Below are 14,348 nucleotides of genomic sequence, written 5' to 3'. Positions count from 1 at the left end.
TAGATTTACGAATTACGATTGCCTGCCTAATTGAGCTATATTCGAAAAATAACAAACCCATAATGATTATTACATTAGAAATTCCTGAATACAATAAAGAAGATGGCTTAAAAATTGACTGGGAAAACGATTTTGAAATTAGGGTAAAAGAGTCTGATAAAGATGTATTGATACGCTCGAATAAAGCAGGATTAATTTCGCTTGCGATTCAATTCTTGACTTTGGCTCAAGATACTGTGCCTGTAGGCTGTCATATTCATTATGACCAAAACAATTCGTTAGAAAGTGGTTCGAAGGAATTGATTATTGAAAAGATTTAAAGCCAAATAGATTAAAACCTAAATTCAAAAATATTACTTTTGCCATTAGCTGCTTCGTAACCGCAACTATCTAAAACAATCATATTAACTTGAACACAAATCAACACGCCGACTATACTTTATTGATCAGGATCGGCTTAAATTCGTTTTCATATGCTGTTGCGGGCCAGGGCAGGTTGCTTGTCCTGAAAGAAAATCTTGAGCTAACTGAACTTACACATCCATCGGATAGCAATAAAATGTTGTCTGCCGGATATAGCCAATATATTGTTGGAGTGCCTTACACCAGTTTTACACTTGTTCCGGCCAGTTTGTTTAACCCGGAGAAGATTGCCGATTTTGCACGCTTCCTGGATGTAAAACGCAATGAGAAAGTGTTCTCCCAGCCGCTGGATGCCGACAACCAGGTGATCTTCAAAGCCAATACAGCCTTGGTGGATGTGGTATCCGAAAAGTTTGGCATCAACAATATTGTATTTACACCCAAAGGATGGGTAAAGCTTATTGCTGCCAATAACCCGACAGATAACCAGGTATACCTGAATGTAGAAGGCAACAAAGCCGAATTTGTAAACTTTCAAGAGGGCAAACTGCGTTTTTACAATAGTTTTGAGTTTGAAGTGCCGGATGAGCTGGCTTATTTTGCCACGCTCGTTGCCAGTGAACTGCAACTGCAACCGGGCGATATCACACTTGTTTTAAGCGGGAGCATTAGTCCGGATGATGAGAACGGTATTCGTCTTGACCGTTTCTTTGGCAAGTTGATACTGAATAATCTTCGTGCACTTGCGTTGCCTGAACAAACCACTTCCCACGATATATTAACCCTCACCGCTTTATCGCTATGCGGATCATCGGCGGCAGTTTAAAGGGACTCAGGCTTAATCCGCCTAAGAATTTGCCCGTACGTCCTACTACTGACCTGGCAAAAGAAGCGCTGTTCAACATCCTGCAAAACCAGATCGATTTTGAAAACATTAAAGTGCTCGACCTTTTTGCCGGAACCGGAAATATCTCTTTTGAATTTGCTTCAAGAGAAGCCGCACAGGTTATCTCAGTCGACCGTAGTATACATTGCATTAATTATATTAAAGACACCGCGCGTCAGCACCATCTAGAGCAGATCAAGACATACAAAGCAGACGTTTTCAAATATCTTGAATTGGAAACCGAGCAATATGACCTCATCTTTGCCGATCCGCCGTATGATTTGAACAGAATTCCTGAGATTGCTAAGATTGTTTTTGATAAGAATTTATTGCTTTCTGATGGACTATTAATCATTGAGCACCAATCGCTGCAAAATCTGAGTAATCATCCTTCTTTTGTTGAACAAAGGAAATATGGGCATTCGTCATTTTCGTTTTTTAAAGCGGCGGAATAAACCCGAAAAACGTCATGCTGAATTTAGTTCAGCACCCCATCATAAAGGTATGAGGTAGAAAAGTCTTCGCTATGCATGTCGCAAACCAAGCAAGCGTGAATGTCCTGTGGGGTGCCGAAATAAATTCGGCATGACGTGATTATTATTAAACATTAATCACTTCAACACCCTTCTTCCTAAAAAAAGCCAACTCTTCCGACTTTGAGTTAGTGATAATCGCATTGATCATTGACAACTCGCCAAACCTCAGATAACTCTCCTTCCCTATTTTGCTGTCATCGCATAATAAATAAGTTTTTGCACTATGCGATGCAAATGCCTGGGTAATTTCAGCTTCCAGTTCGCTGTTGGCGAATAATCCATTGCGGGATATGCCATCTACCCCTAAAAATGCCTTATTAGCTTTGTAACGAGCGATGTGCTCATTCGCCACTGAACCATGCACTGCCTGGCGCTCAGCATTGAATTCTCCGCCAATGATGTTTAGTGAAACCAGACTATTCTGCAGCTCATATACCACGGGAATGGAATTGGTTATCACCCTTATCTTCTTCCCTTTAATAAACTGGCATAATCTGAACACCGTACTGCCGCAATCCATAAAAATAATATCGCCATGATTGATCTGATCAGCGGCGGCACGACAGATCTTGTCCTTTGCCTCGACATTTTTAGCTGCTTTGTTTACAAATTCATGAGGGATCTCCAGCGGGTTAACTTTCATCGCTCCGCCGTGGGTACGATAAAGCAAACCATCGCTTGCCATTTGGTTCAAATCACGACGAATGGTAATTTCTGAAATATCAAGCTCAACTGCTATAAGTTTTACATCCACCTCACCTACACTATTCAGCTTATCCAGGATTATTTGCTTTCTTTTTTGAAAGTTCACTTATTATGTTTTAATTTGTTCAAAAATAATCAAAATAAATCAAAAACAATCAAATTCATTTTGAAAACCTATAAGATCATCAAAAACGAATTGTTATCAGATAATTGGTACAGACTGAACAAGGTAACTTACGAAACGCATTATGCGGATGGATCGGTAACGGTGCAAAGCCGGGAATCATATGACCGCGGAAACGGGGCTACTATCCTGCTGTATAACAAAGCGCAAAAGACAGTAATACTAACACGCCAATTCCGCATACCTACTTATGTAAACGGAAATGAAACCGGCTACCTGATAGAAAGCTGCGGTGGACTTTTAGACAAAGACAACCCCGAAGAATGCATCAAACGCGAAACCGAAGAAGAAACCGGTTACAAAATATCTGATGTAAAGAAAATTCTCGAAGTATACATGTCGCCGGGATCAGTGACCGAGTTGATCTACTTTTTTGTGGCCGAATACTCTAAGGAAATGAAAGTAAGCGATGGTGGCGGTGTGGAGGAAGAAAGTGAGGACATCGAGGTGCTTGAAATTCCATTTCAACAGGCTCTCGATATGATAAAAACAGGAGAGATAAAAGACGGCAAAACCATTATGCTTTTACAACATGCACAAATCCATAACCTGATATGAATACAAAACCATTAACTATTCTCGTTGCCGGGCCATATCGTTCTGGCACCAATGACGATCCTGTATTGATGCAGCAAAATTTAGAAAGACTTGAGTCTGCTGCGTTGACTCTGTTTCGCGCCGGGCATATTCCGCTGATTGGTGAATGGCTGGCTTTGCCTTTACTAAAAATGGCTGGATCAAAAAAGCCAGGAGACGAAATCTATCAGCAAATATCCTATCCAGTTGCTCATCGACTCATCACCAAATGCGATGCTATATTACGCATGGAAGGACAATCAACCGGCGCTGATAATGATGTAAAAGTTGCACAACAGTTAGGACTGCCTGTTTATTATCATATCGAAGATATCATTGGCAATTAATGCCAAAGGATTATTACTTTTGGTGAGCTAAGCACAACAAAAACTATGCAGATCGCTCTCTTCCCCGGCTCGTTTGACCCTGTTACCAAGGCCCACGTTGATATTATTAAACGCTCAATGGGATTATTTGACAAAATCTATATTGGTATTGGTGACAATAGCTCCAAAAAAGGGTTGTTGAGCGTTGCCCAGCGTGAGCAAATGCTCCGGGCAGTATTTGAAAATGAACCAAAAATACATGTGGTTGCCTACGATGGGTTGACGGTTGAATTTGCCAGAAGTATTGGAGCGACCTATATGATACGTGGCATACGTACCGTGTCCGACTTTGAATATGAGAAAGCCATCGCACAAATGAATCATGCGCTCGCCTCTGATATCGAGAGCATTTTTATTGTAAGCAAACCGGGCTATTCATCCATCAGTTCAACCATCGTACGCGAAATATTGCGTTACCAGGGCGATGTGAGCCAGTTTATTCCGAAAGAGGCACTGGCTTTTCTGTAAACAGGTCCATTTTTGCCAGTACATCCATTATTGATGGAAAGGTATTTTTTATGATGGCCTCAATATGTCCTTTGCGGAACCAGCGAACTGAGGTTATCCCTTCTTCTTTTTGTGGCTTAAGTTTGCCACTGCCTTTATAACCCATCTGGTACCAATAAGTTCTTTTCAGCACTATCTCACCTTTATTAGTATAGGTATGATACGTTTTACATACGCGAGCGCCGATGCTGTTTACGATGATGCCGCACTCCTCTTCCACCTCGCGTACCGCACCCTCGCGTTTACCTTCGCCTTTTTCCAGTTTCCCTTTTGGCAAGTCCCATTTTTTATTGCGGTAAATAAACAGGTATTCTCCTTTGGGGTTAATCACTATCCCTCCCGCTGCATCGATCACTGTAATGCTTCTCATCACTTTTTTGAGGTACTCTTTCGCATCGGTACAGTGTATGAAAAAGAATTTATTGCCGGGCTTGCCATTATACTTAGTGTAAAAAGCTTTTAGGTCAAAGGTCTGTGCATCAATTTTTTGATATCTTTCCACACTTTTTGGAACCGACGGGGTTAGCAATATAACTTTTTCGTTGATATAAATTCTGTACTTTTGAGCCATGTTTAATAAAAGTGAGATAGAACAACAAGTAGCGGAGTTCCTGCTACAAATTAAAGCAATTAAATTGCAACCTGATAATCCTTTTACCTGGGCCTCAGGCTGGAGATCACCAATCTATTGCGACAATCGTATCACCCTATCCCATCCAACCATACGTACTTATATCAGGCAAAAACTATCGCAACTTATCCAGGAAGAGTTTGGTGTAGTCGGCTGTATTGCGGGGGTAGCTACTGCAGGTATTCCGCAAGGCGTATTGGTTGCGCAGGAACTGGGCCTCCCTTTTATTTACGTGCGCTCCAAGCCAAAAGAACACGGCACCGGAAGCATGATTGAGGGCGAAGTAATTCCCGGTCAAAGAGTAGTTGTTATTGAAGATCTCATTTCAACAGGAAAAAGTAGTCTGCAGGCAGTACAGGCATTGAAAGATGCAGGTTGTACTGTTGCCGGTCTTGCCGCAATTTTTACTTATGGGTTCGATCAGGCCACCGAAAACTTTAAAGAAGCGAAATGCAAATTCGTCACCCTGTCAAACTATAGCGCTTTATTAAAATACGCCGAAGAAAATAATTATATCTCTACTGCTGAATCGGAGCTATTAGCAAAATGGCGTATATCTCCTTCTACCTGGGGACAGTAAAGTTTAGTTTTAAGTTGTGAGTACTGAGCTGTGAGTCTTTTCTCAATACTTATAATTAATTGATTCAAAAAACTATTTGATTAAGTCGTGAGTTTTTCACTCAATACTCATAACTCACCACTCAAAATTAGCATGACTACCTTCGAAAACAAAATCAATATTAACAAGCCAGTAAATGAGGTATACCAGTTTCTGGCTGATCTGAATAATCATCAGCAATTAATGCCTGAGAATATTTTGAACTGGGTATCAACCTATGATGAAGCCCGGTTCGACATTCAGAATATGGGCAAACTGGCGCTGAAAATTGATAGCCGGGTTGAGGATGCTGAAATAAATATCATCCCTTCTGAAAAACCTCCTTTTGATCTGCAACTAAACTGGAAGCTGGCCGACGCCGGAACGCATACCGAAGTGCTGTTTACTATTTCTGCCGAATTGAATATGATGATGAAAATGCTGGCAAGCGGGCCACTGCAAAAATTGGCAGATCATGAGATACAAAGTCTGGCTGAAGTGCTTGGGTAATCTCCTATTTGTAAGTCATATAAACTTCATATCTCCGCGACGCTGAATAATATAAGTTGCTGAACCCGATGAAATTTACCTTAATAACCGTATTTTTGCGGCAAATTAGAGGTGCAGCATGATTACAGTATCCAATCTTTCGTTACGCTACGGTAAACGTACACTGTTTGAAGAAGTTAATTTAAAATTCACCCAGGGCAACTGCTATGGTATCATAGGTGCCAATGGTGCAGGGAAATCTACTTTCCTTAAAATCCTTTCGGGTGATATCGATCCTACAACAGGCTCAGTAAGCTTTACTCCGGGTGAACGTATGGCCGTTTTAAAGCAGAATCACTATGAGTTTGATGAGTTTTCAGTGATCGAGACCGTGATGATGGGTCACAAGGAATTGTACTCTATCATGAAAGAAAAAGACGCTATCTATCTGAAAGAAGATTTTACCGATGCAGATGGTGAGCGCGCCGGGGAACTGGAAAACCTGTTTGCCGAAATGGATGGCTGGAATGCTGAAAGCAATGCCGCTACCCTATTGAGCAACCTGGGCATTAAAGAAGACCTGCACTATAAATTAGTTAAAGAACTGGACGGTAACCAAAAAGTACGTGTGTTATTGGCGCAGGCACTTTTTGGAAGCCCCGATATATTATTACTGGATGAGCCTACCAACGACCTGGACATCCACACAATCAGCTGGTTGGAAGATTTCCTGGCGGGGTATGAAGCTATCGTACTGGTAGTATCGCACGACAGGCACTTCCTTGATACGGTTTGTACCCACGTGGTGGATATTGACTTTGGTAAGATGACCATTTATACCGGTAACTATTCTTTCTGGTACGAGTCGAGCCAATTGGCATTGAAACAACGTGCCGATCAGAATAAGAAGATGGAAGATAAGGTGAAGGAACTGCAGGAATTCATCCGCCGCTTTAGTGCTAATGCTTCCAAATCGAAACAGGCGACCAGCCGTAAAAAGGCTTTGGATAAGATTAACCTTGACGAAATTCAACCATCAAACCGCAAATACCCGGGAATTATTTTCAATAACCAGGGACGTGAGGCAGGCGACCAGATATTGCGGGTTGAAAACCTGAGCAAGTCGTTAAACGGTGAGTTGCTGTTTGACAACATCACTTTTACTGTTAACAAGAATGATAAGATCGCTATCCTGTCTCAAAATAGTTTGGCTACTACTGCTTTCTATGATATCCTGATGGGTCGTGATAAGGATTATAAAGGTGAGTTTAAATGGGGTGTAACTATCAACCCTGCCGATATTCCTGCTGATAATGCTGAATATTTTAAAGGCAAGGATGAAAACCTGATCGACTGGCTGCGTGAGTATTCCCCGGGTGAAAAGGACGATCAGTTCATTCGTGGGTTCCTGGGCCGTATGCTGTTCTCCGGTGAAGAAGTATTGAAGAAAAGCAATGTACTATCGGGCGGTGAAAAAATGCGCTGCATGTTCAGCCGAATGATGCTGCAGCAGGCAAACGTGTTATTGTTTGATGAACCAACCAATCACCTCGACCTGGAATCAATTACCGCACTAAACAACGGCATGCGTGATTTCAGGGGAACTATCCTGTTCACCTCACGAGATCATGAGTTGACGCAAACTGTCGCTACCCGTATCCTCGAGCTTACTCCGGGCGGCTATATTGATAAGCTGATGGAGTATGATGAATACATCAACAGCGATGCGGTGCAGAAACAAAGAGATGATTTATACGCACTAGCGTAAAAAATAAAAAATATGTCATTTCGACGAACCTGAGTGGGATTGAGCGTAGGCGGTGAGGAGAAAACTTATACGCCATACACGACGAACTCTGCATATCGGATAAGTTTTCTCACCCACGCCCCCTACACGACCTTATTGTGGGTTCGAAATGACATAGTTTTTAGACAACATCTGGTTCATGCATATAAAATACTTATACAAAGGCCTTCAATGAGGGCCTTTTTTATTGACTTATTTTCAGCCTGATTAAACTATAATTTCAAAAATTAATCAAAACAACAATAAATGTATTTGATTAATAATGAAGGATCTGTACTATATCCTCGGAACTGATCGCGACTGCACCACCAATGAGTTAAATACTGCTTATCAAAAGTTGGCCAGGAAACTTCAACCCGATGAAAGGGATTCCGACCATTTTCTCGAAGATCATTTTAAGGAGATCACCGAAGCCTACCAGATACTGAGCGATCCGGATCAACGCCGTAAATATGATACTGCCTATAAGAAGAACTACCAGCGGCGATTATATTACTTTAAAATCAAATACCTGAATGTTGCTGCTACTCTTGTGCTGTTATTATTTACCGGTTTATTTGGCTGGTATGTAATGAAATTATTGAAGGGCAGCAATAAACAGAAAGAAGTCGCCGTGGTAACGCCAGCGGTACAAACACCAGTAACTGCTCCGCAACCAATAGTTCATCATAGAAAAAAGCATAAAACCAAAGTTGAAGCACCAGCTATTAATCAGACTAAGGTATTATCAAAAGACAGTGTAATCCACCATAGTATAATATCTGCTCCAATCATCGTTAGCAAGCCAACAATAGCCAAACACGACACGGTTGTAAATCAGCAATCTTTCCCTTACTCTACTTACCTTCATGCTAACGCTACAGGCGTGATCTACCTGCATGAGTTAACCAACTACACCTCTCCTGTACTGGTCAAAATTCCGGACCATTCTAAAGTTACGGTACTGGAAAAAGACGGGCAGTTTTATAAAGTAGTATTCGATGGACAGACCGGTTACGTGCCTAAATGGACCGTTACCAATCCATAAATTTAATGTTACAATTTTATTACTGCTTCGTGCTTTCGGAGTAAAGAAATTTTTCGTTTATTTGCCAACCCAAAAATTCCGACTCCGTAGCTCAGTTGGTAGAGCAACAGACTCTTAATCTGTGGGTCCTGAGTTCGAGCCTCAGCGGGGTCACTACAAATGCCTTTCTAATCAAATGGAAGGGCTTTTTTGTTTAAAATTGTGCGAAAAAGCCGTTTTGAGTTCAAAGGTAACCTTATTACTCTGAATCTTAGACCAAACTCTATTTGATCAATTACTATTGGTCTGTGGCCCTTATGCTCGTAATATCATCGCAACTGGTATTGAAAACACCGATGGTTGGCAATCTTGTACAAAAGATCTATCTGGCGCGATTATGTAATTCGATGCGTTTGTTGATCAATGCTAAGCTGCCGCTGCTTCGTGCTATCGCCCTGAACCGGCAGATGATCGGCTACTACCCCGTTGAAAGCACTTTGCAGCAAGTGGAAGATGATATCTTAAAAGGAAAACCACTGCATCAAAGCCTGAAGCAGTTCAGTATCTATCCATCCAAATTGATACAGCTCATCAAAATTGGCGAAGAAACCAACCAACTGGATTATTTCTTTGCCCGGATATCTGAACAATGCATAGACGAGGTAGAATACAAAACAGCGACCCTGAGCAGTATGCTGGAGCCGCGCTGATTATTATTTTTTTAGGACTAGTCGTTGGGATTATTCTTATTGCGATGTATTTGCCTTTGTTTCAGATGAGTAATAGTTTTCAGTAAGGAAATAATGAACTTGTATCTGCACTGCCCTGTCTTTCATTCTTGCTCTGAAGTTGGAATTTCCAAAACTACGGCATCATGTAAATGTCTTTACAATTTTAGCCCTTCATAATACCAATATATACTATATCGGCCGTTACTATAAATACTTATGGACATTAGAGAGTTCAGCTGAACAACTTCAAACCGCACAGCTTTTAAAGTCGGTCCCTAAAACAAATATCATGCAATCTTATGCAACCGCGCATCTTTTTCATTATCATAAAGACATGCCCACACAATATTCCGAAGATCTGCCAACGAAGAAGGGCTGTGCTTATTACTGTCGTTTGAAATTAAAACATAGACATCGATTGGGAATTTATCTAAGTGATCAAAACCATTTTCGTTAAATCTATTAATTAAGAATAAAGTCGAAATATCACTTGGGAGTCCATATTGTTGTCCCAATACAGGTGGTTCAACTTCGACTACCAATACTTTCTTGTTTTCAATAGTGATTTTGTCACAGTTGAGAATTTTTCTAGGCGTATGGAAACTGTAATAGTCATACGATGATATATACATTGTCATATCTATTAATATGGTGGGTTAATGCCAGAAACGTTCGTTATTTTAACATTCTTCGGGTCTATAATAAATTCAGTAAGCCCCCCTTCTTGTTGGCCTTTATAGATTATGTCAGCACCTTTAGTCATAATAATATCTGATTGCTTTACTGTCCCTTCTATAATAAATTGTGCTGTATTTCCTTCGGGCAAACCAGCTAAACTTCTGTAGTTAGAAACAGTGCTCGGATCTATGGGCGTCCAACTTCTACCTAAACCTTGCGAATCACCACCAAAAACGCGAAAGACTTTTATTTCTGCATCTGCAGCTTCAACTTCCGCGCTTGTTCCAGCGGTTGCAACAAATAACGCTGCATCGAATTCTACATATACAGGTCTAATCCCGCCGGCTCCAGTGGCTCTTCCACCTAAAAAATCGTTTGTTTTTAGGAGATTTGCAAATCTTGCATTTGCAATTTGCTTCAAATTATCCGGATATCCTAAGAAAAAGTTGCCAGCCTGTTGTTTATAGTCAGCTTTTACCTGGTCATATATTTTGTTATAAATATTAATGCGTTGGTTGACCCAATTTGGCGCTTTGTCCGATATTTCTACGCCAGCCAATTGTCTAGATAACACCCACTCTCCGTCATTAACTGTGTAAGTATTGCCGTCTGAAGAATCGAATTCGGTTCCCTCCCACATTCCAAATACTGGACAATCAGGGCAATCTGCCCCCGTCGGATCTGTTCCGGTTACTGGATTATTTCCCATTCCTTCGTAAGGAGAAGCGAACTGTCCTGCGGGATCTATAGTCAGCCACCTGCCAATTTTGGCGTCATACATTCGGAGTTGAAAGTTGTTCCATCCAGTGACTTCGTCTTTTTCAGCGTAGGCGCCCTGATAGGTGTAGCGGTAAGGCGTACTTGTGCTCTGGGCAACGCTACCGTAAGGGTAATAATCATTGTAAGTTACGATGTCGGCCTGACCGTTGCTGTTCTTCGTACCGTTAATAACGAGGCGTACGCTACCCACCTGGTCCCTTAACTCATACTGGTAATTGCTGCCACTATAGAAGTAAGTACCTAGGCGATCAGCGCCATAAAAAGGGGCCTCGGTAATTGTTGGCGCTGTCCCGGTATAAATCGCAATCACATTGTCGCTGGCATCATATACATAGTAAGTGGTACCATTAGCATTGGTTGTCTTGATCCTGTTTCCGCTTTCATCATAGCTGTAACTTTCCGTTAAACTTTGTGCGGAAAGGGAAGCATCGCTATAGATTCCCGTAATCTTGCCCGTTACATCATATTGCAGGTAGTACGGGTTCGGTGCTCCAACAAGCGTCTCGCTCTTAAGCCGCCCGATCTCATCATAAGTGTAGCTCGCATAGGCTGAGGGGTTGGAATTGGTACCTACCCCCAGCAACTGGTTGGCGCCCGACTGGTAACTGTACTTGCTGAAATTATCATTATCCATCACTGCTCCAGAGCCGTCAGTACGCTGTAGCCCCGTGATGTTTCCATTAGCGTCGTACCCGGTTACCTGCTCCTTGAAGATTGACTGCGGGCTGAACGGGCTACCTGTAAATGATGGCGTTCCCCAGGTGGCACCTGTCAGCTGGTATTTTGCGTCATAGCTGTAGGCGTACATATTGGGGTTTTGTATATTAGGATTATTGGTCAATGCCGATGACGGTTTGTTGCTCTGCCAACTAATTCCGTTTACGTTCCCGTTATAGTAAGTTGGCTGCCCTGTCTGTACTGTATTGATATTCGTATTGCCCCGGTAATAGTCGTTAGGGAAATACTCCATCTGCATGCCAAAGGCGTCATTGGCAAAGCTATTGCCTGTGCCATCCTTGCCGGGGTCATTGGCGATATTCTGTGTCGGCGTATTAATACTCTTGAGCCAGCCCTGCGCTGTATAGACATAATCGATCCCCTGCAAATGGTCGCCCAGTTCTACCCGTTTCAACGGACCGTGCAGGTAGTAATAGTAATTTGCCTGCTGTACTTTGTTGGCTGCTATGTCATCCCGGCTCGTTTGCACATTAGTCAGCCTGCCGTCTGCGTCATAAGTGTAATAGTGGATGAACCGTTCTGATGAGGTGCCTTTCTGGTAGTCTACCTTCGTTACATTTCCCTGATCGTTATAGGTATAATCTACCGTCTTATATCCTAGTCCGCTAATTGATTTCACCATCCAGGTCAACCTTCCATGATCATCATAATTATACCAGGTAGTGCTATTGGCATTACTAGTATAGCTTACCGCACCTTTTAAAAAGTCCGGATCCTGTACGTAACCGGTAAGGCTGGAAGTATATGCTGGACTTGGATCCGGCAGGTCATAGTAGGTATTGATCTGTGATTGCTTGGTTGCACCAATAATGTTCGCTGTCACATCGGTCGCATCCAGCAAGGTTGTATTAGCTGACAATGCGGCAAAGGTCCCGGCCGGGGCGATATATTCTCCGGATTCTAGCGGCCTGCCGGCATTGTCATAATTTGTATAGGAAAGCTTCTCAGAGTTACTCTGTCCCGCATTTGCAGGGTTGGCCTGATAGGCGTTCTGTGAGAAGCGTATCTTGCCGTCCGTGCGGTAAACATAATTAGATGTACCGCCGTCGGGTGTAGTAGCCGACGTCAGTCGCCCCTGCAGGTCATAGCTATACAGGCTGACAAAAGGCAACTGGCTTGCCGAGCTAATGCTGCTGTAACCATTGGCGAGCAATTGCTGTACGCCCTTCGGTGCTATCGATGCGGTCAACTGCCCCAACTGGTTATAGTAGTTATAGCTGATATCGGAATATTTGCTGGTGTAAGCTACGGTTACCGTATTGGTTACTGAAGGATCTGTCGTCGCATTCGCGATGACTTTGTAATAACCGGCAGTAAGATTACTCCCATTGTTAAAAGAAGTTGTTATATCACTTTCCGATGACATGTCATACAAGGTATAGCTTCCCGTCAGCGTTACCAGGGAAGGCGTAACCAACTGGAAGTACTGGATAGCACTGCCGGAAGGTTCTGCATATGCTGCTTCGGACTGATCATAAACCACTCCGACCGCATTGGAAGCCGTTACCGTAAAAGGATTGGCAGAGACCACCTGGCATGAGCTATATCCCGATCCGGCGAAGGAATAACTATTCCCCGCTCCCTGGTATACCTGACAGTGGGTACAGCCGGGGCTGCCCGGGATAGAGGCATATACAGTAACCGTATTTGCTGAATTGATTGTAAGGCTGTTGATCAGGTTAGCGGATATATTGACCGTGAGACTGTACTGCGTCATTGAATTACTCAGGCTCAGCGTATTGTTCACTGACAGCCAGGCATCGGCGCTCGCATCGGCCCTTGCCGTCATCAGGGTCATTTTGCCCGAAAGGTCGGTTATCGTTACTGCCGTCGTTCCATTCTGATCCTTGGATGCAGCTTGAAGGGCCTGTCCGGCCATGCCCGCTGGGGTGTTACCTATGACTGTGGAAGGAAAAAACTGATTCCGGATGGCCACATAATTGCTCAGTTCGTTCTGCACGGGAAAACTATTTCCCGTTACTTCGCGCCCCATGCCCATCTTTAGCTGTTCTCCTATACCTGCCGACCGCTTCGGTGCACCGGTTCCGTCGTTGTAAAAGTCACTGCGACTATAAGGAAAGCCGGTCGCCGCCACATATGGTTCTGATGTGTTATTGTCGCTGTAATACCAGCCGAGTGTTCCCTGTGTTGCATTGTCGACTGCATCGGGATTATTCAGCTTAGCATAAGGCGTTGTAGTATTGGTCGGATCTCCATCAAAGTTCAAATAACTGTAAGGCAGATTATTAGCGGTCACAAAATTCGGACTATAGGCAAAGGCCGAATTGTTGGTCGGTGCTGACAAGGTTGATATCACCGGCCTTGACTGAAGGTCATAAATTGTCTGGGTAGCCAGTACATTCCCCGTAGTTTCATTCTTCGTCTGTGTTTGTGTCGGTTTGGCGTTGTTGTCGTAGAAACTTTTTGCCGCTCCTATTTCCACTCCGTTCTCATCATAGGTCCTTACGTAAACCCAGTTTTTGTCGTAGTCACCGGCCGGGTTGTTAGGTAAGCCGGCAGATGCTTTTATATTGAAGGTACTTGTTGAATATCCGTATGCGTTATAAGCCGTTACCGAAAATTGGGTGTTGGCTGTCTGTGCCGTGGGTGTGCCGCTGATAATGCCTGTGGCCGGATCGAAGGTCAGTCCTGCAGGCAGTGTGCCTGTCAGCGAATAGCCCGTCAAATTGATCTTCCGCACCCGGTTACCGCCAAGCTCCGTGATGTAACCTGTTCCCGTTCCGTCA

At 43.1% G+C, this 14,348-nt stretch carries 15 protein-coding genes and 1 tRNA gene; 12 read left to right on the top strand and 4 right to left on the bottom strand.

The window, feature by feature from the left end; translation table 11 throughout:
- Nucleotides 1–62: 62 nt before the first annotated feature.
- The 3 genes from VIM89_RS18280 (at nt 63) to rsmD (ending at nt 1,704) form a co-directional block, all read left to right on the top strand.
- Complete coding sequence (locus VIM89_RS18280) at nt 63–320, top strand: Imm32 family immunity protein (RefSeq protein WP_488157622.1); 258 nt, start codon at nt 63–65, stop codon at nt 318–320.
- A gap of 89 nt (nt 321–409) precedes the next feature.
- The gene (locus VIM89_RS18275) at nt 410–1,189 is read left to right on the top strand and encodes a DUF3822 family protein (RefSeq protein WP_488157621.1); all 780 of its coding nucleotides are present in this window, start codon (nt 410–412) and stop codon (nt 1,187–1,189) included.
- Nucleotides 1,165–1,704, top strand: coding sequence for a 16S rRNA (guanine(966)-N(2))-methyltransferase RsmD (gene rsmD / locus VIM89_RS18270; protein ID WP_488157620.1), 540 nt, complete (start codon nt 1,165–1,167; stop codon nt 1,702–1,704). Before VIM89_RS18275 ends, rsmD begins: the two co-directional genes overlap by 25 nt.
- Nucleotides 1,705–1,849: 145 nt before the next feature.
- Here the strand turns inward: rsmD and VIM89_RS18265 are convergent, their stop codons facing one another.
- A complete protein-coding gene (locus tag VIM89_RS18265) occupies nt 1,850–2,596 on the bottom strand; it encodes a DeoR/GlpR family DNA-binding transcription regulator (protein WP_488157619.1) in 747 nt (248 codons plus the stop codon).
- A 60-nt stretch (nt 2,597–2,656) separates the two neighbouring features.
- On the opposite strand from VIM89_RS18265, the gene nudK reads away from it, so the two are divergent.
- The 3 genes from nudK to coaD are packed head-to-tail and all read left to right on the top strand — an operon-like array spanning nt 2,657 to nt 4,104.
- Complete coding sequence (nudK, locus tag VIM89_RS18260) at nt 2,657–3,232, top strand: GDP-mannose pyrophosphatase NudK (protein ID WP_488157618.1); 576 nt, start codon at nt 2,657–2,659, stop codon at nt 3,230–3,232.
- A complete protein-coding gene (locus tag VIM89_RS18255) occupies nt 3,229–3,597 on the top strand; it encodes a DUF4406 domain-containing protein (protein WP_488157617.1) in 369 nt (122 codons plus the stop codon). Before nudK ends, VIM89_RS18255 begins: the two co-directional genes overlap by 4 nt.
- Before the next feature lie 45 nt (nt 3,598–3,642).
- A complete protein-coding gene (gene coaD / locus VIM89_RS18250; RefSeq protein WP_488157616.1) occupies nt 3,643–4,104 on the top strand; it encodes a pantetheine-phosphate adenylyltransferase in 462 nt (153 codons plus the stop codon).
- Here coaD and VIM89_RS18245 read toward each other — a convergent pair.
- Nucleotides 4,073–4,714: an NUDIX hydrolase gene (locus VIM89_RS18245; protein ID WP_488157615.1), complete on the bottom strand. Its 642-nt coding sequence runs from the start codon at nt 4,712–4,714 to the stop codon at nt 4,073–4,075. The two genes, coaD and VIM89_RS18245, sit on opposite strands and share 32 nt — an antisense overlap.
- On the opposite strand from VIM89_RS18245, the gene pyrE reads away from it, so the two are divergent.
- The 6 genes from pyrE to VIM89_RS18215 all read left to right on the top strand — a co-directional run bounded on the left by pyrE (nt 4,713) and on the right by VIM89_RS18215 (nt 9,384).
- Nucleotides 4,713–5,354, top strand: coding sequence for an orotate phosphoribosyltransferase (gene pyrE / locus VIM89_RS18240; protein ID WP_488157614.1), 642 nt, complete (start codon nt 4,713–4,715; stop codon nt 5,352–5,354). The genes VIM89_RS18245 and pyrE overlap by 2 nt on opposite strands.
- 132 nt (nt 5,355–5,486) lie before the next feature.
- Nucleotides 5,487–5,882 (top strand): SRPBCC family protein, encoded by a 396-nt coding sequence (locus VIM89_RS18235; RefSeq protein ID WP_488157613.1) that lies wholly within the window; start codon nt 5,487–5,489, stop codon nt 5,880–5,882.
- A 118-nt stretch (nt 5,883–6,000) separates the two neighbouring features.
- Nucleotides 6,001–7,629, top strand: coding sequence for an ABC-F family ATP-binding cassette domain-containing protein (locus VIM89_RS18230; RefSeq protein ID WP_488157612.1), 1,629 nt, complete (start codon nt 6,001–6,003; stop codon nt 7,627–7,629).
- Nucleotides 7,630–7,930: 301 nt separating this feature from the next.
- The gene (locus VIM89_RS18225) at nt 7,931–8,695 is read left to right on the top strand and encodes a DnaJ domain-containing protein (protein ID WP_488157611.1); all 765 of its coding nucleotides are present in this window, start codon (nt 7,931–7,933) and stop codon (nt 8,693–8,695) included.
- Between the two features lie 80 nt (nt 8,696–8,775).
- A tRNA-Lys gene (locus tag VIM89_RS18220) sits at nt 8,776–8,848 on the top strand.
- A 143-nt stretch (nt 8,849–8,991) separates the two neighbouring features.
- Nucleotides 8,992–9,384, top strand: a complete 393-nt coding sequence (locus tag VIM89_RS18215) for a type II secretion system F family protein (protein ID WP_488157610.1) — start codon at nt 8,992–8,994, stop codon at nt 9,382–9,384.
- A gap of 308 nt (nt 9,385–9,692) precedes the next feature.
- On the opposite strand, the gene VIM89_RS18210 is transcribed toward VIM89_RS18215, so the two are convergent.
- Entirely contained in the window at nt 9,693–10,037 is a 345-nt protein-coding gene (locus tag VIM89_RS18210; protein ID WP_488157609.1) for a hypothetical protein, read from the bottom strand.
- 11 nt (nt 10,038–10,048) lie between these two features.
- A partial coding sequence (locus tag VIM89_RS18205) for an RHS repeat-associated core domain-containing protein (protein ID WP_488157608.1) occupies nt 10,049–14,348 on the bottom strand: 4,300 nt, incomplete at its 5' end.

It is taken from the genome of Mucilaginibacter sp., assembly GCF_036568825.1.
Lineage (GTDB): Bacteria > Bacteroidota > Bacteroidia > Sphingobacteriales > Sphingobacteriaceae > Mucilaginibacter.
This window is presented reverse-complemented; position numbering and strand designations above follow the sequence as displayed.